This is a genomic window from Streptomyces sp. A3M-1-3 (assembly GCF_024213665.1).
In the GTDB taxonomy this organism is placed as follows: domain Bacteria; phylum Actinomycetota; class Actinomycetes; order Streptomycetales; family Streptomycetaceae; genus Streptomyces.
Genome location: NZ_JANAVP010000009.1, coordinates 155,816 through 173,341 on the forward strand (window position 1 = coordinate 155,816; position 17,526 = coordinate 173,341).

Annotated in this window: 17 protein-coding genes; 8 read left to right on the forward strand and 9 right to left on the reverse strand. The window is 70.1% G+C overall.

Annotated features, from left to right (window positions below; translation table 11 throughout):
- Positions 1 to 225 precede the first annotated feature (225 nt).
- Together NLX86_RS12970 and hutH are read left to right on the forward strand one after the other, a co-directional pair.
- Entirely contained in the window at positions 226 to 1,374 is a 1,149-nt protein-coding gene (locus tag NLX86_RS12970) for a sensor domain-containing diguanylate cyclase (protein WP_254371803.1), read from the forward strand.
- A gap of 83 nt (positions 1,375 to 1,457) precedes the next feature.
- A complete protein-coding gene (gene hutH, locus NLX86_RS12975) occupies positions 1,458 to 3,026 on the forward strand; it encodes a histidine ammonia-lyase (RefSeq protein ID WP_254371892.1) in 1,569 nt (522 codons plus the stop codon).
- A gap of 4 nt (positions 3,027 to 3,030) precedes the next feature.
- Here the strand turns inward: hutH and NLX86_RS12980 are convergent, their stop codons facing one another.
- Entirely contained in the window at positions 3,031 to 3,300 is a 270-nt protein-coding gene (locus tag NLX86_RS12980; protein WP_254371804.1) for a hypothetical protein, read from the reverse strand.
- Between the two features lie 108 nt (positions 3,301 to 3,408).
- On the opposite strand from NLX86_RS12980, the gene NLX86_RS12985 reads away from it, so the two are divergent.
- The 6 genes from NLX86_RS12985 (at position 3,409) to NLX86_RS13010 (ending at position 11,851) form a co-directional block, all read left to right on the forward strand.
- Positions 3,409 to 3,732 (forward strand): hypothetical protein, encoded by a 324-nt coding sequence (locus tag NLX86_RS12985; protein WP_254371805.1) that lies wholly within the window; start codon positions 3,409 to 3,411, stop codon positions 3,730 to 3,732.
- 120 nt (positions 3,733 to 3,852) lie between these two features.
- Entirely contained in the window at positions 3,853 to 5,115 is a 1,263-nt protein-coding gene (locus tag NLX86_RS12990; protein ID WP_254371806.1) for an Ig-like domain-containing protein, read from the forward strand.
- 148 nt (positions 5,116 to 5,263) lie between these two features.
- Complete coding sequence (locus NLX86_RS12995; RefSeq protein ID WP_254371807.1) at positions 5,264 to 6,721, forward strand: ABC transporter permease; 1,458 nt, start codon at positions 5,264 to 5,266, stop codon at positions 6,719 to 6,721.
- 47 nt (positions 6,722 to 6,768) lie between these two features.
- Entirely contained in the window at positions 6,769 to 7,452 is a 684-nt protein-coding gene (locus NLX86_RS13000; RefSeq protein WP_254371808.1) for an ABC transporter ATP-binding protein, read from the forward strand.
- A gap of 142 nt (positions 7,453 to 7,594) precedes the next feature.
- Positions 7,595 to 10,954 carry a S8 family serine peptidase gene (locus tag NLX86_RS13005; protein ID WP_254371893.1) on the forward strand — a complete coding sequence of 1,120 codons (3,360 nt, stop codon included), beginning with the start codon at positions 7,595 to 7,597 and terminating at the stop codon, positions 10,952 to 10,954.
- A gap of 114 nt (positions 10,955 to 11,068) precedes the next feature.
- Positions 11,069 to 11,851 (forward strand): antibiotic biosynthesis monooxygenase, encoded by a 783-nt coding sequence (locus NLX86_RS13010; RefSeq protein WP_254371809.1) that lies wholly within the window; start codon positions 11,069 to 11,071, stop codon positions 11,849 to 11,851.
- A 652-nt stretch (positions 11,852 to 12,503) separates the two neighbouring features.
- On the opposite strand, the gene NLX86_RS13015 is transcribed toward NLX86_RS13010, so the two are convergent.
- The 8 genes from NLX86_RS13015 to NLX86_RS13050 all read right to left on the reverse strand — a co-directional run bounded on the left by NLX86_RS13015 (position 12,504) and on the right by NLX86_RS13050 (position 17,490).
- The gene (locus NLX86_RS13015; RefSeq protein ID WP_254371810.1) at positions 12,504 to 12,968 is read right to left on the reverse strand and encodes a hypothetical protein; all 465 of its coding nucleotides are present in this window, start codon (positions 12,966 to 12,968) and stop codon (positions 12,504 to 12,506) included.
- 81 nt (positions 12,969 to 13,049) lie between these two features.
- Positions 13,050 to 13,274, reverse strand: coding sequence for a DUF397 domain-containing protein (locus NLX86_RS13020; protein WP_254371811.1), 225 nt, complete (start codon positions 13,272 to 13,274; stop codon positions 13,050 to 13,052).
- A gap of 263 nt (positions 13,275 to 13,537) precedes the next feature.
- Positions 13,538 to 13,741 carry a hypothetical protein gene (locus NLX86_RS13025; protein WP_308409589.1) on the reverse strand — a complete coding sequence of 68 codons (204 nt, stop codon included), beginning with the start codon at positions 13,739 to 13,741 and terminating at the stop codon, positions 13,538 to 13,540.
- Positions 13,742 to 13,800: 59 nt separating this feature from the next.
- Positions 13,801 to 14,649 (reverse strand): helix-turn-helix transcriptional regulator, encoded by an 849-nt coding sequence (locus NLX86_RS13030; protein ID WP_308409591.1) that lies wholly within the window; start codon positions 14,647 to 14,649, stop codon positions 13,801 to 13,803.
- Positions 14,631 to 15,140 carry a DUF6879 family protein gene (locus NLX86_RS13035; protein ID WP_254371812.1) on the reverse strand — a complete coding sequence of 170 codons (510 nt, stop codon included), beginning with the start codon at positions 15,138 to 15,140 and terminating at the stop codon, positions 14,631 to 14,633. Before NLX86_RS13035 ends, NLX86_RS13030 begins: the two co-directional genes overlap by 19 nt.
- Positions 15,127 to 15,333 carry a hypothetical protein gene (locus NLX86_RS13040; protein ID WP_060178883.1) on the reverse strand — a complete coding sequence of 69 codons (207 nt, stop codon included), beginning with the start codon at positions 15,331 to 15,333 and terminating at the stop codon, positions 15,127 to 15,129. The genes NLX86_RS13035 and NLX86_RS13040 overlap by 14 nt, the downstream gene beginning before the upstream one ends.
- 277 nt (positions 15,334 to 15,610) lie before the next feature.
- Positions 15,611 to 16,285, reverse strand: coding sequence for a peptide-methionine (S)-S-oxide reductase MsrA (gene msrA / locus NLX86_RS13045; RefSeq protein ID WP_254371896.1), 675 nt, complete (start codon positions 16,283 to 16,285; stop codon positions 15,611 to 15,613).
- A 98-nt stretch (positions 16,286 to 16,383) separates the two neighbouring features.
- Positions 16,384 to 17,490: a hypothetical protein gene (locus NLX86_RS13050; RefSeq protein WP_254371813.1), complete on the reverse strand. Its 1,107-nt coding sequence runs from the start codon at positions 17,488 to 17,490 to the stop codon at positions 16,384 to 16,386.
- Between the last annotated feature and the right edge of the window lie 36 nt (positions 17,491 to 17,526).

The following is a 17,526-nucleotide window of genomic DNA, read 5'->3' on the forward strand; positions in this document are numbered from 1 at the left end:
CCACCGGGGCCGCGCCCACCGGGGCCGCGCGCCGGGGCTGCTCCACTGGGGCGGCCCCAGGCTGCGCGCCGGTGCGGCCCAGCAGGCCGTCGGAGATGCTCCGGGGTCCCCGGAGGCCACTGGGGCAGGTGTGGCCTGAGTGACTGAGGGTGACGGTGTTCACGGTTGGAGACCGTATGGACCGTCAATCGTCCCAAACCCGGAAAAACTCCCTAACCTGGGGTGATGGGTGTTGACGGGCGGCTGCGAGCGGTGGTGGGTCTCGCGCAGGCCATGGCGGCGGCGCACACTCCGCGTGAGGCCGTGCACGCGGCCGCGCGCGGGGCCCGCCTCGCCATGGATGGCTCCTTCGCCGCCATTTCCACCTGGGAGCGGGAGCGCGGGCGGTTGCGCGTCCTGGTCAACGAGGGCGAGCGGACCCCGGGGGAGGAGGAGTTCCCCCAGGAGGAGTCGTACCCCGTACACGACTTCCCCGAGATCACCGAGTTCCTGCACGAGAAGTGGGCGGGCGGCGGCGGGCCGCACGCCTGGGTGGAGACCGCCGAGGGCGAGCGGATCGGCGCCGGTCCGTACTGCCATCAGCGCGTCGCCGCCCTGCGCCGGCGCGGGCGCGGCAGCTGCGTGGTGGCGCCGATCGTGCTGCACGGACGGGCGTGGGGCGAGCTGTACGTCGCCCGCCCCACCGGGAGACCGGTCTTCGGGACCGACGACGCCGACTTCGCGACCGTCCTGGCCGCTGTCATCGCGGCCGGGCTCGCCCAGACGGAGCGCCTGGAGGAAGCGCGCAGGCTCGCCTTCACCGATCCCCTGACGGGGCTCGCCAACCGGCGGGCGGTCGACATAAGGCTCGACGAGTCGCTGGAGCTGCACCGTGTGCACGGCACGGTGGTCAGCCTGATGGTGTGCGACCTCAACGGGCTCAAGCGCGTCAACGACTCCCTCGGGCACGCCACGGGCGACCGCCTCCTCGAGCGCTTCGGCTCGGTTCTCTCGCTGTGCGGCGCGCGGCTGCCTGGCGCGCTGGCGGCGCGCCTGGGCGGCGACGAGTTCTGCCTGCTGTCCGCCGGGCCTCCGGCCGACGAGGTCGTCGCGGTCGCCGAGGAGCTGTGCACCCGCGCGGCCGATCTGGAGCTGGGCGAGGGGGTCGCCTGTGGGGTCGCCTCGACGGGGGACCCGATCGGGCCGGTGCACTCGGCCCGCCGGCTGTTCCGCCTGGCCGACGCCGCCCAGTACAAGGCGAAGGCCGCGCGCTCGGAGAAGCCGGTGGTGGCGGGCCGCGACGGCGCGGTCATCCGCCTCGCGGACGCGCCGCCGAACGGCACCCAGGACCGCCGCCGCTTCCGTGGCCGGGGCTCGCCGCCCACCCGGCCCTGACGGGTTTGCCGACAGGTAAGGGGTAAGCCCGGCGTCCGCTAGTGACAGGTCGCGATTCAATCCGTACGCTGCTGAATATGGATATGCACACTGTCGTGGTGGGGACGTCCGGAACCACCGCTGAGGACGTCATCGCCGTGGCCCGGGGCAACGCTCGTATCGAGCTGTCCGAGGGGGCCCTGGCCGCGCTCGCAGCGGCCCGCGAGATCGTTGAGGCGCTCGCCGCCAAGCCCGACCCCGTCTACGGGGTCTCGACCGGATTCGGCGCCCTCGCCACCCGGCACATCAGCCCCGACCTCCGCGCCCAGCTGCAGCGCAACATCGTGCGCTCGCACGCTGCCGGCATGGGCCCGCGCGTGGAGCGCGAGGTCGTGCGCGCGCTGATGTTCCTGCGGCTGAAGACCGTGGCCTCGGGCCACACCGGCGTACGGCCGCACGTCGCCCAGACCATGGCGGACATCCTCAACGCGGGCATCACCCCCGTCGTGCACGAGTACGGCTCGCTCGGCTGCTCCGGCGACCTCGCGCCCCTCTCGCACTGCGCCCTGACCCTCATGGGCGAGGGCGACGCCGAGGGCCCCGACGGCGTCGTCCGGCCGGCCGGCGAGCTGCTGGCCGCCCACGGCATCGAGCCGGTCGAGCTGCGCGAGAAGGAGGGCCTCGCCCTCCTCAACGGCACCGACGGCATGCTCGGCATGCTGGTCATGGCCCTCGCCGACCTGCACCGGCTCTACACCTCCGCCGACATCACCGCCGCGCTCTCGCTGGAGGCGCTGCTCGGTACGGACAGGGTCCTCGCCCCGGAACTGCACGCCATCCGCCCGCACCCCGGCCAGGGCGCCAGTGCCGACAACATGCTGCGGGTGCTGGCCGGTTCCGGGCTCACCGGCCACCACCAGGACGACGCGCCGCGCGTCCAGGACGCGTACTCGGTGCGCTGCGCCCCGCAGGTCGCGGGCGCCGGCCGGGACACCCTCGCGCACGCCCGCCTCGTCGCGGACCGCGAGCTGGCGTCGGCCGTCGACAACCCGGTGGTCCTGCCTGGGGGTACCTCCCAGGCCGAAGGCTCTGGGGGAGGGCGGGTGGAGTCCAACGGCAACTTCCACGGCGCGCCCGTCGCGTACGTCCTGGACTTCCTCGCCATCGTCGCCGCCGACCTCGGGTCCATCGCCGAGCGCCGCACCGACCGCCTGCTCGACAAGAACCGCTCGCACGGGCTGCCGGCCTTCCTGGCGGACGACGCCGGCGTCGACTCCGGGCTGATGATCGCCCAGTACACGCAGGCCGCGCTGGTCAGCGAGATGAAGCGGCTCGCCGTCCCGGCGTCCGCCGACTCCATCCCGTCCTCCGCGATGCAGGAGGACCACGTCTCCATGGGCTGGTCGGCGGCGCGCAAACTGCGCACGTCGATCGACAACCTGACCCGGATCGTGGCGGTCGAGCTGTACGCGGCGACGCGCGCCGTCGAACTGCGTACGGGCCTGACCCCCTCGCCCGCGACCCAGGCCGTCATCAAGGCGGTCCGCGCGGCCGGTGTCGAGGGCCCCGGCCCGGACCGCTTCCTCGCCCCCGACCTGGCGGCCGCCGACGCGTTCGTACGCGCCGGAAAGCTCGTCGAGGCCGTGGAGCCGGTGACGGGTCCGCTGGCCTAGCGGGTCACGCCAGGCGCGCGCGGCGCATTGAGAAGGCCACGAAGCCGGCGCCGACCCCCAGGAAGGCCGTGCCGCCGATCAGATACGGCGTGGTGTCCACGCTGCCCGTGTCGGCGAGGGAGAGATGCTCCTCGGAGGACGCGGCCGCTGCCTTCCCGGCGGCGGCCTCGTCCTTCTCCGCCTCCGCCGTGGCGTTCGCCGACGGGACGAACCACAGGGCGCACAGAAGCGTGCCCGCGGCAGTGGCGGTCAGCAGCGGTCGGCGTGCGGACACGGATCGATCCCCCTTGTGGCAGCAGCGAATTGGCCGTGTGCGCCGATGCTAATGAAGGCAGCGGGTCGCGGGAAAGCCGGGGGGCCGCAGAGCCTTACGCTCCGTCGTATGAGCACTTCTGAGACATCACGGTTCGTACGGCTTCGGGTTGATTTGGTACTGGAGGTTTCCGACTCGGACGCACTCACCGGCGCCGCGCTCGAACGCATCGCGCAGGACGAGTACATGCCGGACGAGGAACGGGCGCATGCCGGGGCGGCCGTCAGGGAAGACGAGGCGGAAGCCCTCGCGTACCTCGTGGACCCCTTCGATCTGGTCAGCGACGTGCCGGGAGTGGAGCTCGCACAGGCTTCGTGGAGCAGCGAGCCGATCGAGTACGACCCCGACTCCGTCGAGTGGGACCTCGACGAGGAGGATGGCGAAGAGCGGTGAGTGGCGTTCCCCACATCTTTGCCGGATGCGGAACGGGCGGAACCATATTTGTGTTGTTAAGGCATTGCAGGGACGCGCTGTCCAGGCGAGCCTGCTAGGGGCCTTGGGGATTCGGCAACGATGGAGAAGCGTGTGATCACGGACAGCAAGCGGCGCAAGGGCCTGATGGCCGCGTCCGCACTGCTCGGCGGCGTCCTGGTGCTGTCGGCGTGCAGCGGCGGCGACGACAAGGGCAGCGGCGACGGCTCGAAGAAATCACAGGCTCAGGTGGACGAGGCGGCCGCCAAGGACGCCTCCCAGGCCCGAATAGCGATCACCCCCAAGGACGGCGCCACCAACGTCGGCATCAACACTTCCACCAAGGTCACCGTCAGCGACGGCACCCTCACCAAGGTCGAGCTCAAGACCTCGGCCGGCGCGGCCGTGGCCGGCACCCTCGCTGCGGACGGCAAGAGCTGGGCGCCGGACGGCAAGCTGGAGCGGGCCACCAAGTACGTGCTGTCCGCCACGGCCAAGGACGCCAAGGGCCGCGAGGCCCACGAGAACGGCTCCTTCACCACCGTCTCGCCCGCCAACAGCTTCATCGGCAACTTCACGCCCGAGGACGGCTCCCAGGTCGGCGTGGGCATGCCGGTGTCGATCAACTTCGACAAGGCGATCACCGACAAGGCGGCCGTGCAGTCCGCGATCACCGTGAGCTCCAGCGCCGGCCAGGAGGTCGTCGGGCACTGGTTCAACGCGCAGCGCCTGGACTTCCGCCCCGAGCAGTACTGGCAGGAGAACTCGACCGTCACCCTGAAGCTGGCGCTCGACGGCGTCGAGGGCGCCGACGGCGTCTTCGGTGTGCAGCAGAAGACGGTCACCTTCCAGATCGGCCGCAACCAGGTCTCCACCGTCGACGCCAAGGCGAAGACGATGACCGTCACGCAGGACGGCAAGACGGTCAAGACCATCCCGATCTCGGCCGGCTCCCCGGACACCCCGACGTACAACGGCCAGATGGTGATCTCCGAGAAGTTCAAGGAGACCCGGATGAACGGCGCCACCGTCGGCTTCACGGACGACGACGGCAAGGGCGAGTACGACATCAAGGACGTGCCGCACGCCATGCGGCTGTCCACCTCGGGCACGTTCATCCACGGCAACTACTGGGGACCGGACTCGATCTTCGGCAGCGCCAACACCAGCCACGGCTGCGTGGGCCTGAACGACGTCAAGGGCGCGGGTGATCCGGGCCAGCCGGGAGCCTGGTTCTACAACAACTCGATCGTCGGTGACGTGGTCGTCGTGCAGAACTCCAACGACACCACCATCAAGCCGGACAACGGCCTCAACGGCTGGAACTTGGGCTGGGCGGAGTGGAAGGCCGGCTCGGCGGTCTGACCCGCCCCCGGCTCCCCAACTCCCGGTACGGAAACTCCTCGTAACGCCGAACGGCGGCACCTCTCGAAGGTGCCGCCGTTCGGCGTTCTCACCCCGCTCTCACCCGGGCCTTATCTCCTCATCACGGGGGGCTCCTAGCTTCACGCCCATGTTCTTCACGTATCTCAGGCGCGAGTTGCGCCGCCGCCGGAAGGCGGCCCTCGTCGTCGCCTCGGGGCTTGCCCTGGGCATCGCCCTGGTCATCGTCGTCAGTTCGGTCTCGTCCGGCATGGAGCAGGCGCAGGGCAAGGTGCTCCAGTCGCTGTACGGGCTCGGTACGGACATGACCGTCACCAAGGCCGCCGCCCCGCCCGGCGAGAACGACACCGCACGCAGGCCGCGTTTCGAGTTCGACGCCAAGGACAGCGACGACGACGCGGAACAGAGCAGCGACATGGTGATGGTGCAGGGCTTCCAGACCCTGGCCGTCGCAACCGTCGCGCAGGTCGGCAGGCAGGACGGCGTCGCGGACGCGGTCGGCGGGCTGAGTCTGCAGGTGATGAAGGTCAACGGGCAGTTCAAGCGCGGCGAGTTCCAGCAGGCACAGCCCGCCCCCGGCGGCAAGCCGGGCCAGACCGGCGGCGGGAGCGGCGAAGTGCGGGGCGGCGGCGCCGCGTTCGACGTCAACTCCTACTCCGTGTACGGAACCGATGTTGCCAGGCTCGGCCTCGGCCCGCTCACCTCGTCCAAGATCACTTCGGGGCGGACGTTCGAGAGTACGGAGACCAACGCCAAGGTCGCGGTCGTCGACAGCGCCTACGCCAAGGAGAAGGACCTCAAAGTCGGCTCCACGGTCACGGTCAAGGGCACCAAGCTCAAGGTGATCGGCATCGCGACGGCCGACAGCGGCGACGCGGCCGCCAACCTCTATATCCCGCTGGGGCAGGCCCAGACCCTCGCCGGCGCCAAGGACAAGGTCACCACGGTCTACGTCAAGGCGGCCGGCTCGCAGCGGATCGAAAGTGTCAAGTCGGCCATCCAGAAGAACATTTCGGGGACCACGGTCACCACGTCCGCCGACCTCGCCGACACGGTCTCCGGCTCCCTCTCCACCGCCTCCGACCTGGCCGCCAACGTCGGCAAGTGGCTGTCCTTCGCAGTACTGGCCGCCGCCTTCCTGGTGGCCGGACTCCTCACCTCCGCCGCGGTCAGCCGCCGGGTGCGGGAGTTCGGCACGCTGAAGGCGCTGGGCTGGAAGAGCGGCCGGGTCACCCGTCAGGTCGTCGGCGAGGCCCTGGTCAACGGGCTGCTCGGTGGCGCGCTCGGTATCGCCGTCGGTCTGGGCGGCGCGTACGCCATCACGGCCCTCAGCCCCACCCTCACCGCCGAGATCGGCTCCTCGGGCGGGGGCCCGGGCGGCTCCGGACCCGGCGGCCTGGCCATGACCGGCCCCGGCCGGGAGGCCGCCACCAAGGCGCTGGACATCGCGCTCAGCGCGCCCGTGTCGGTCACCACCATCGCCTTGGCGGTCGCCCTCGCGGTCGCGGGCGGACTCATCGCCGGCGCGTTCGGCGGCTGGCGCGCGTCCCGGCTGCGCCCCGCGGACGCCCTGCGGCGCGTCGAATAGCTGTCCCGGGTCCCCAATTTCTTCACGTACAGCAGGAGTTGACCACCATGTACCAGCTCAGCGGCGTCACCAAGCGCTACCGGCGCGGCAAGGAGACCGTCGACGCCCTCGCCGGTGTGGATCTGACCATTGAGGACGGTGGCCGGCTCGTTATCCAGGGCCCCACCGGCGGCGGCAAGTCCACCCTCCTTCAGATGCTCGGCGGCCTCGACCGGCCGACCGCCGGCAGCGTCGAATTCGACGGGGTCGACCTCGCCCGGCTCAGCGAGGCCCGGCTCACCAAGGTCCGTGCGCAGAACATCGGATTCGTCTTCCAGAGCTTCAACCTCATCCCGACCCTGACCGCGCAGGAGAACGTCGAGACGGCTCTCGTGCCGCTCGGGGTCAAAGCCGCGGCGCGCCGCGAGCGGGCGGCCGAGGCGCTCGGCTCGGTCGGGCTGGGAGAGCGTTTGAGTCATCTTCCCGGCGAGATGTCCGGCGGCCAGCAGCAGCGGGTCGCGATCGCCAGGGCGTTGGTCAAGCGGCCCAAGGTGCTGCTCGCCGACGAACCGACCGGCAACCTCGACGAGTCGATGCGCGACGAGATCGTGGAGCTGCTGGAAGGGCTGTGGAAGGAGTACGGGCTGACCTTCGTCATGGTCACCCACGACAGTGCGATCGCGCGCCGCGCACCTCGCCTCGCAACCATCCGCAAGGGCAAAGTGAGCATTACGGACAACGTGGACGCCTGACATCAGCCACCACAACCAGTCGCTCCCGACCCCCTATTGAGCAACAGTTCGCCCCTCGACATACTGCGTATGCCGGGGGGCGGTCCGCGTTCCTCGCGCGAGAGGCTTCTTTCATCTCCAGGGGGATGACTTGCGCAGACAACTGAAGAGGGCGGGTGCGGCCACCGTCGCCGCAGCCGCCGCGGTGGCGCTGGCGGCGGGCATGACCACCCCGTCCGCGGCGGCGCCGTCGTCGGAGTCAGCAGCGAAGGCGACCGGTGACCGGGCCGCGCTCGCGGGCAAGCAGCAGCAGCGCATCACGCTGATCACCGGTGACCGCGTCGTCATCGACGCCAAGGGCCGGCCCATCGGCCTCGAACGCGCCAAGGGGCGCGAGCACATACCGGTCAAGGTCCAGCGCACGGGCGGGCACACCAGCGTCGTTCCGTTCGACGCCCAGCGTCTGATCAGCAGCGGCAAGCTCGACGCGCGGCTCTTCGACATCACCGAGCTGTCCAAGCCCGAGAACCGCAAGGCCCAGCGCGGCAGCCTCAAGCTGATCGTCGGCTACCAGGGCGCTGCCGCCCCGGCCGCGAAGGCCGAGGTCCACGACGCCGGCGCCACCTTGGTCCGCAGGACCCTGAAGTCGCTGAACGCCGAGGCCCTCAGCACGCCCCACCGGGACGCCGGCGCCGTCTGGGAGGCACTCACCAGCGAGCAGCGCGGCACTGGTTCCCGTACCACCGCCTCCGGCGTCGCCCGGGTGTGGCTGGACGGTGTCCGCAAGGCCAGCCTCGACAAGAGCGTCAAGCAGATCGGCGCCGACAAGGCCTGGGCCGCCGGATACGACGGCAAGGGCGTGAAGATCGCCGTCCTCGACACCGGGGTCGACGCCACCCACGCCGACCTCGCGGGCCAGGTGGTCGGTGAGAAGAACTTCACCCCCGCCGCCGACGCCAAGGACCGCTTCGGCCACGGCACCCACGTCGCCTCCATCGCCGCCGGCACCGGCGCCAAGTCCGGCGGCAAGTACAAGGGAGTCGCCCCGGGCGCCACGCTGCTCAACGGCAAGGTGCTCGACGACAGCGGCTCCGGCGACGACTCCGGCATCCTCGCCGGCATGGAATGGGCCGTCGCCCAGGGCGCCGACATCGTCAACCTCAGCCTCGGCGGCCTCGACACCCCCGAGACCGACCCCCTCGAAGCGGGCGTCAACAAGCTCTCCGCCGAGAAGGGCGTCCTGTTCGCCATCGCGGCAGGCAACGACGGCGAGTTCGGGCCCGGCACGGTCGGCTCCCCGGGCAGCGCGGACGCCGCGCTCACCGTCGGCGCCGTCGACGACAGCGACAAGCTGGCCGAATTCTCCAGCACCGGCCCGCGCGTCGGCGACAGCGCGATCAAGCCGGACGTCACCGCGCCCGGCGTGGACACCACCGCGGCCGCCGCGCCCGGCAGTGTCATCGACCAGGAGGTCGGCCAGAACCCGCCGGGGTACCTGACCATCTCCGGTACGTCGATGGCGACCCCGCACGTCGCGGGCGCCGCGGCCCTGCTCAAGCAGCAGCACCCGGCGTGGAAGGGCGCGGAGCTCAAGGGCGCGCTGGCCGCTTCCACCAAGCCCGGCGCCTACACGCCGTTCCAGCAGGGCAGCGGCCGTATCGCGGTCGACAAGGCCCTGACCCAGACGGTCGTCGCCGAGCCGGTGTCGGTCGGTTTCGGCCTGCAGCAGTGGCCGCACACCGACGACACCCCGGTCACCAAGAAGGTCACGTACCGCAACCTCGGCACGGAGGCCGTCACCCTCGACCTCGCGGTCACGGGCCTCGGCCCGGGCGGCAGCCCCGCGCCCGCGGGCTTCTTCACCCTCGGCACCCAGCAGGTCACCGTCCCGGCGGGCGGCACCGCCGACGCCGAGCTGACCACGAACACCAAGCTGGGCACGCTCGACGGTTCCTACAGCGCCTACGTGGTGGCGACCGGCGGCGGCCAGACCGTCCGCACGGCGGCCGCGGTAGAGCGCGAGGCCGAGTCGTACGACGTGACGCTCAAGCACATCGGGCGAGACGGCAAGCCGGCCAAGTTCTACGGCACTTCCCTGGCCGGCCTCTCGGGCGCGGCCGCCGGCAAGCGGTTCGACCCGTACAACGAGTCCGGCACGGTCAAGGTCCGCGCCCCCAAGGGCGGTTACCTGCTCGACACCGGCATCGTCGTGGACCCGGAGGACGCCAAGAAGGGCGCGGACTGGATCGCCCAGCCCAAGCTCGCCATCGCGGCGAACACCACGATCACGATCGACGCCCGGACGGCCAAGCCCGTGAACATCACCGTTCCGGACGCCGCCGCCAAGTCCGACTTCGCGGCGCCGTTCTACTCGCTCGAGACGGGGGAGGGCGCGTACGGCTTCGGCTGGTGGCTCGACACGTACGAGAACTTCCGCACCAGGCACCTCGGCCCGCAGATCACCGACGGGTCGCTCTTCCAGCAGTGGGACGGCCACTGGTCGAAGGGCGCCGCGGTCGAGTACCACGCGGTCCTCGGCGGTCCGGTGAACCAGCTGGCCACCGGCTACACCCGGCACCTCAAGGCGGCCGACCTGGCCAAGGTGAAGGTCGTGCAGGGCGAGCCGGCCCCGGGCAAGAAGGGCAGCTTCTCCACGAACGGCTGGCTGCCGGGCAGCTTCTCCGGCTCGGCGACAAGCCTGGTGCGCAACCTGCCCAGCACCCCGACGGCGTACGTCTCCACCGCCGACAAGGTGAAGTGGGACCTGAACGTCGAGCAGCACTCGGGCCAACTTGACCCCGAGGGCTTCCCCATCATCGAGGCGGGCTACGGGTCCGGTGCTTCGCGCACCTACCTGCCGGGCAAGAGCTACACGGAGACGTTCAACGTCGGTGTCTTCGGGCCGCGGATCGACTCCGAGTACGGACTGTTCCGCGAGGGCAACGCGATCTGGGGCTACCTGCCCGTGTTTGCCGACGGCAGCAACCACGCCGGCGGCTCGAACTACACCGCCGTCAGCACGGTGCTGTACCGCAACGGCGCGAAGATCGGCGAGAACAAGGACCCGCTGCAGGGCGAGGAGCAGTTCATGGTGCCGGCCGGTGACGCCGGCTACCGACTGGTCTCGTCGGTCACCCGCAGCCCCGCGCTCTCCAAGGTCTCCACCCGCATCATCTCCAGCTGGGCGTTCCGCTCGAAGAACGTGAACGACCTGGCCCAGCTCCCGGCCTCCACGGTCCGCTTCGGCCCGAAGCTGGGCCTGGACAGCACCTCCGCGGCGGGCAAGACGGTCGTGGTACCGCTGACCGTGCAGGGCGCGGCCAAGGGGTCCAACCTCAAGTCGCTGGCCGCGTACGTCTCGTACGACAACGGGGCCACCTGGAAGGTACTGACCGTCACGAGCGGCAAGGTCAGCGTCAAGAACCCCGCGGCGGGCAAGGGTGTGTCCCTGCGCGCCGTGGTCACGGACAAGAAGGGCAACAAGGCGGACCTGAAGATCCTGGGCGCCTACCTCGCGAAGTAGCCGTTGAAGGGTGAGTGAACAGTGGCCCGTCGGAGCGCACGCTCCGGCGGGCCACTGCGTACGCTGACGCTCACCCAGGCGTGAAGAGGCCATGACCGTCGACGAGGAGAGGCCATGACCGTCGAGTACATCCGCTACCGCATTCCCGAGGACCGCTCCGCCGACTTCGAGGCCGCCTACGCCCGCGCGGCCGGCCCGCTCGCCGGGTCCCCGTACTGCGTGGACTACGAGCTCACGCGCTGCGAGGAGGAGCCCGCGAGCTACATCCTGCGCATCACCTGGACATCCGTCCGCGACCATCTCGAGGGCTTCCGCTCCAGCGAGCAGTTCCGGGAGTTCTTCGCCGAGATTCGCCCGTACGTCGAGCAGATCGAGGAAATGCGCCACTACGCGCCCACGGCGGTGCGCGGCACGGGTGCGTCGACCGGTGCCTCCGTCCCGACCCTGTACGAGTGGGCCGGCGGGGCCGAAGCGATGCGGCGTCTCACCGAGGCGTTCTACGTCCACGTACGCAAGGACGAACTCCTCGCCCCCATGTTCGCCGGCATGTCCCCCGACCACGCCCCCCATGTCGCCATCTGGCTGGGCGAGGTCTTCGGCGGGCCCGCGGAGTACACGGAGCAGCACGGCGGGTACCCGGCGATGCTCTCCCACCACCTCGGCAAGGCCATCTCCGAGCCCCAGCGCCGCCGTTGGGTCTCGCTGCTGACGGACGCGGCCGACGAGGCGGAGCTCCCCGCCGACCCCGAATTCCGCTCGGCGTTCGCCGCGTACATCGAATGGGGCACCCGCCTGGCCGTCGCCAACTCCCAGCCGGGCGCCGAGCCCCCGAGCCGCGCGCCGGTTCCCCGCTGGGGCTGGGGCGTGGCTCCGCCGTACGTACCGGGGAAGGACTGACCCGCGACGCGCAGCGTTTGCGGTCCGTTCAGCCCTTAGGGACGCCAGACGTAGGCTGTGTTCGGAAGTCCGTTCCGGACTGCCAAGCGCACAAGCTCGGCGCGATGTCGCCGAACACACTCCTGTCATGAGGGCCGTGTCACCCCTGGCCGTCCCGCCTACCCCGTACAGAGAGGAGCACATGACCCCCGCTCGACGGGGATGGATGGCGCTCACGCGCCTCACAAGGAGGACTTTCGCTTGCCCATCAAGCTCAAGGAGTGGGCGGCCATCTCGCGCCCGGAGTATCGGCGCATGGCCCGTGACACTCGCTTCGACCTCGCTTCCGCGTTCACTTCACTGCCCTCGGGAAGGCCAACCAACTGGGCCACGCCGAACTGGCATCCGGGGAACTCGCGGCGATCCTCACGCGCAAGGATGGGCAGCCTCAGCCCAAGCAGGGGGTAAGCCGCGCGATCAAGTCGGCCAAGGATCTCGGTTTGGTCAGTCCGTCATCCGACGCTCGGTGTCTCGTGCTCCCCGGCCACCTGTACGACACAGCAAGGGGTCGGCCGTACCACTTTGTACCGCCACCTTGGAGAGACCGCTTGAGACAGGCACACAGGCGTTCTGGCAGGCCCTCCGTACTTGCCGGGGCTTGCCATGTGCCGTCCTATCGAATGGGGCAGGGCAGGTCGGTTCCGGTGCGGTTGGGGGAGCACGTCACGAGCGCAATCGAGTGGAAGAGCGTGCCCTTGAGGTAGTGGCCGAGGGACACGTCTCCACCCCATGTCAGCCGCTCCACGGCGGCCTTCGCCATAAGCATCAGACGGGTTGCGTCCCGCTCCTGCTCGCTGGAGAAGCGAGATGCGGCCTCTGCGAGCTCAAGACCCAGCCACTCCCCGGCCTCCTTCGGTTCCTGCCACGTGCCCCGGACCATCGACGCCGGTTTCATCAGCCAGTGTGCTGTCTGAAGCGGTGGCACGTCCGTCATGGGAAACTCCGCCACCGCTGAGCGGTACCGCTCGATCACATCCGATGGGCTGCCTGCCGTTGGCGGAGCACCCGGCGGTCGCCGCATGCTCTCCTTGTCGAACGACTTCTTCTCACCCAGCCAGGCGTACCCGTGGATGTGCACTACGTGCTCCGTTCCTGGGGAATGCGACGGCCCCGCCCGTCGGCATGTGGGCGAGGCCGTCAGTGAGGGGTGATCAGGGCGTCAGGCGGAGAGCCCGAACCGCGCGGGGTCGATGTCGGCCGCGTCCAGCTCGGCCGTGGTGAAGCGCAGCGGCTCGGCAGCCGGCCGCTTGCTGTCACCCAGGGCCCACGAGTCCGGGCCGATCTTGGAGAGGATCACGCACGCCTCGCCGTCCGGGTGCGTGTTGCCTCCGCACGCCTTACTGAAGTGGGTTCCGGTGATGTCGAGGCTGTACAGATCGGTCATCTGGTCCTCCTTGATTCAGATGGGAAGGGCACCGCTGTCCCGCTCACGGTGTGTCCGAGTGCCTCGTAGTGCCTCTGCGATCCGCTCGACGTGAGCAGCGGGTATCGAGCCCAGGTGCACGAGCGGCTGACCTCTGGGGGTCACCTGCGGTCGTATCGCCGAGTAGGCACTCTCAGGCAGGCCCAGGGAGGCGAGAACCTCGCGCATGGCCTCGGAGGCGTTCAGAGCCGCTGTGCGCCCGTCTCTCCAGGTCTGCATGTCCACTACCGCACCCCGGGGTGCTTCTTGGGGTGCGCGGCCAACTCGACGTTGCAGTCCGAGACGGCGGACAGGTCCCCGGCGCCGTGTGCCGCTGTGCGCTGCTTCGCGAGGGCGGCGCAGACACCACAACCCGGCGCAGGTGCAGGGGGCGTACGAGGAAGGGACAGCTGAACCGGCGGGTCCATCGTGGTCCTGGGGCTGCTCACTGGGATTCCCTCCCTCGGGTGTCGGCACCTCTGATGCTTCACCCGCTGAGCAGCTCGTTCTAGGACCTTTCCTGTTGGGGCAAGAATCCGTCCCGGATGCCCTCGACCAGGGCTCTCATGGCATCGTCGTAGACCGCCACTGCCGCGAACCGTTCGAAGGTGTCGAGGTAGAGCTGGACGTCCTTCGGGTCGCGGGTGGTGACCTCGGAGTGGAACGTTTCCACGATGACGAGCCGGTCGTCGTGGAGGCTGAAGCAGGTCATGGGGAAGTCGGGCATTCGACGGTCGGACGGCACGACACCCAGCGAGACGTTGGGCAGACGGGACAGGGACACGAGCCGGTCCAGCTGAAGAGCCAGGACTACGGGCTCGCTGATGCGCCACCTGAGTACGTGCTCGCAGATCAGGAACCGGAACGACCTGCCTGGCTCGTACAGGACCGATTGCCGTTCGAGGCGGGCAGCCACGGTCCTGGCTCTGGTCTCCTCCGGCAAGGCCGGAGGCAGAGAGAACATGGCAGAGGCGTACTCGGGGGTCTGGAGGAGTCCGGGGACGAGCTGGCCCTGGAAGAGCCTGAGTGCGGTGGTGCCGGCCTCGATGGCCCGGATGGTCTTCTGGTGCTTCCACGGGCCCATGCGGCGCAGGAGACGCCAGGCGGTGGCCTCGGTGGCTTCCGCGCGGGCTGTCGCCAGGAACTCTTCCTTGACCTCCTGGCTCACGCCTATGGCGGTGAGGACCAGGTCCACGTCCTGGACGGTCGGACGCACCTTGCCGGTCTCGATCTTCGACAGCTTGCCGGCAGACATGGAAGCCCTGCGGGCCACCGAGTCACCCGTGAGTCCGGATGCGTCGCGTAGCGCCCGCAGCGCTTTTCCGATCGAGTCGGCGGTCAGTGGTGCCGCTCCCAGTACTCCGCGAACGGCACCGCTTCGGTCAGGGCGCGATCCCGGTAACCCTGATACTCGGCAAGTTTGTGGGCAGGGAGCAGTTCGGCGCCGATGAACGCACCTTCGGGTGTGTAGTTCATCCGGTACACGTCCTGGTCGTCGAACAACCAGAAGTCGTGATTAGGCAGGTCGGTGGCGTCCTGCTCAGCCTGATCGACGATGCCGATGGTCTCGCCGGCCGTGACGTTGCCCGGGTAGGCGGCCAGTTCGTACCGCAGGTAGTCGGTCAGCGGAGACCGGAGCACGTGGACGCGCGAGACTTCCTTGCCCTTGTCGGTCATCGACCGCACCCACGGGTTGTCGTCCCAGTCAGGGCCCATGTCCCCGCCAGCCAGGAAGCGTTCGAACTCCTCGCGTTCCTCCTCCACGTCGTAGACGCTGAGCGTCTCCAGCCGGAACGCGGTCCGCTCGAAGGTCTCGAAGAGCCGGCCGAACTCCTCACCGCTGAGCACGGAAGTATTCCTCCAGCACTGCGGCCGGAACCACGACGGCGGTCTCGCCCTCTGGCAGGTCCAGCTGCGCCAGCCGCTCGGGGTCGGTGATGACGTAGCCCTGGACCACATAGTCCTTGGCGTCCTCCGTGCCCCACAGCGTCGGGCACGTTCCGTTCCTGCACTCCGGGTCACCGGACAGCTTCCGCAGCATCTTCGCCCCCACATGTCGGCGTACGCCTGTCGCGTTCGATGCTCCCGAGCTGGTCGTGATGAGGTCAAGTACCGAGACTTTCCAGAACGGGAAAGTGCTGGAGAGCTGGGTGGCCAGAGTGTTGCCATCGGCGTGGACAGGCCGCTACGGCGTGCTGTCCGCCGACGCGCGCCTATACGCTGATGCGCTGCCCGCTTTCCCAGGGACTCGTTCAATTTGCCCTGTGGAGCCCCAAGGGCTCCCACGGGGCTCCGGCGTTAGCGGCGGTGTATGTGTGTCAGGCGTCCGTCGACGGAGCTTCGGCGACGCCGATCGGGCAGGCCACGCCCGTGCCGCCGATGCCGCAGTAGCCGTTAATGTTGCGGTCGAGGTACTGCTGGTGGTACGGCTCCGCCGGCCAGAACTGGCGGGGTTCCGCCGGGAGGATTGTGGTGGTGATCTCGCCGTGGCCCGCGCGGGTCAGTACCGGCTGGTACGCGTCGCGGGACGCCTCCGCCGCCGTTGCCTGCTCCGGGGAGTGGGTGTAGATCGCCGAGCGGTACTGGGTGCCCACGTCGTTGCCCTGGCGGAAGCCCTGGGTCGGGTCGTGGGATTCCCAGAACAGCTTCAGGAGCGCGGGGTACGAGACGAGAGCCGGGTCGAAGACGACGCGGACCGCCTCCGTGTGGCCGGTGAGGCCCGAGCAGACCTCCTCGTACGCCGGGTTCTCGGTGTAGCCGCCCTGGTAGCCGACCAGCGTCGTCCAGACGCCCGGCGTCTGCCAGAACTTGCGCTCCGCGCCCCAGAAGCAGCCCAGGCCGAAGTCCGCGACCTCCAGGCCGTCGGGGTACGGGCCCAGGAGCGGGTTGCCGAGGACCGTGTGGCGGGAGGGGACCTGGAATTCCGGGTCGGGGCGGCCCTTCAGGGCCTCCTCGGGGGTGGGGAGCTCGGGTGTGCGGCGGTGCAGGAACATCTGGTTCTCCTCCGGGGCGGGCGTCACCCCGCACAACGTACGGCCGGCCCGGAGGATTCCGGCCGGCCCAGCCCCCAGCCCCGCGCCCCCGCCCCGCCTCAGCGTGGCAGCGTGGCCGGGTTGCCGCCGTTCGCCTCGTAGCCTGCCACCGCCAGCGCCCGGTAGACCGCGTACTCGGCCGCCGGGTCGCCACCGTGCGACCACGGCTGCGCGCCCACGTAACCGTCCACGTGGCGCAGTTGGTCCATGGCCTCCGCCCACCGCTCGGAGCGGACCAGGAAGAACACCAGCAGGTGGCGTACGTGCGCGAGCATCGGGTCGTCGGGGCGGGCCGCGTGCACCGCGAACAGCGCGCCCTCGACCGCGCGGGTCACCACCGCGCTCTGGTAGAAGCCCTGCACCAGGTTCACCTCGGGCAGGTGCTCGTACACCGCGAAGAGCGGGAGTGCGGCGAGCAGCGAGCCGTGCGGCGCGCGCGCCGCGGCCGCGTGCGTGAAGGCGTCGGACAGCTCGCGCGAGCCGTGCCACTTCTCGCACCAGTAGTGCAGCGCCGCCAGGTGCGCGCCCATGTGGGCCGGCGCGCGGTCGGCGATCTTCGCCCACAGCGCCTCGAACTCCTCGCGGGAGTAGCCCAGTCCGCGCGCGACGGCGAGTTCGATGATGTACGGGACGGGGTCGCCCGGCGCGAGCAGCGTCGCCTCGCGGCACACCGTACGGGCCTCTTCGAGGATGATCCGGTGGTCGTCCGCGCCGACGCCGCCCGAGGCACGCCACGCCTGCTGCACCAGGAACTCCGCGTGCACCTGCGCCCCGCCCGCGTCCTTCGGCGCCTCCGAGCGCCAGGTCTGCAGCCAGCGGCCTCCGACGCCCGGCTGCTGCGCCAGCTCGAACGCCGCCGCGCCCGCGAACGCCTGCACCCGCTGCCAGCGCACCTCGCCGTCCTTGTCGGTGCCGGCCAGCAGCTGCGAGGCGGCCCGCCAGTCCTGCGTGCGCTGGACCAGTTCCAGGACGTCCATCAGGTCCTGGTCGGGTCCGGGCACCCGGATGTCGAGGAGTTCCTGGCGTACGAAGCCGTAGTTCGCGGGGTCGGCGGCGTCGGGCGTGCCGGGGGCGACCTGCCGCAGACCGGCGCGCCGGCGCATGACGTACGGACCTATGACGGCGGCCAGCATGCCCATCGCGATCAGGAACCAGAGAATCTCCATGCCTCAAGCGAACCAGACGCGTGAGCGTTTCGACGA

What these genes read in the sequence shown, in the direction of transcription:
- NLX86_RS12970 (WP_254371803.1), top strand. Translation starts at nt 226, where the DNA reads ATGGGTGTTGACGGGCGGCTGCGAGCGGTGGTGGGTCTCGCGCAGGCC.
- hutH (WP_254371892.1), top strand. Translation starts at nt 1,458, where the DNA reads ATGCACACTGTCGTGGTGGGGACGTCCGGAACCACCGCTGAGGACGTC.
- NLX86_RS12985 (WP_254371805.1), top strand. Translation starts at nt 3,409, where the DNA reads ATGAGCACTTCTGAGACATCACGGTTCGTACGGCTTCGGGTTGATTTG.
- NLX86_RS12990 (WP_254371806.1), top strand. Translation starts at nt 3,853, where the DNA reads ATGGAGAAGCGTGTGATCACGGACAGCAAGCGGCGCAAGGGCCTGATG.
- NLX86_RS12995 (WP_254371807.1), top strand. Translation starts at nt 5,264, where the DNA reads ATGTTCTTCACGTATCTCAGGCGCGAGTTGCGCCGCCGCCGGAAGGCG.
- NLX86_RS13000 (WP_254371808.1), top strand. Translation starts at nt 6,769, where the DNA reads ATGTACCAGCTCAGCGGCGTCACCAAGCGCTACCGGCGCGGCAAGGAG.
- NLX86_RS13010 (WP_254371809.1), top strand. Translation starts at nt 11,069, where the DNA reads ATGACCGTCGAGTACATCCGCTACCGCATTCCCGAGGACCGCTCCGCC.
- NLX86_RS13020 (WP_254371811.1), bottom strand. Translation starts at nt 13,274, where the DNA reads ATGACCGATCTGTACAGCCTCGACATCACCGGAACCCACTTCAGTAAG.
- NLX86_RS13040 (WP_060178883.1), bottom strand. Translation starts at nt 15,333, where the DNA reads ATGCTGCGGAAGCTGTCCGGTGACCCGGAGTGCAGGAACGGAACGTGC.
- msrA (WP_254371896.1), bottom strand. Translation starts at nt 16,285, where the DNA reads ATGTTCCTGCACCGCCGCACACCCGAGCTCCCCACCCCCGAGGAGGCC.
- NLX86_RS13050 (WP_254371813.1), bottom strand. Translation starts at nt 17,490, where the DNA reads ATGGAGATTCTCTGGTTCCTGATCGCGATGGGCATGCTGGCCGCCGTC.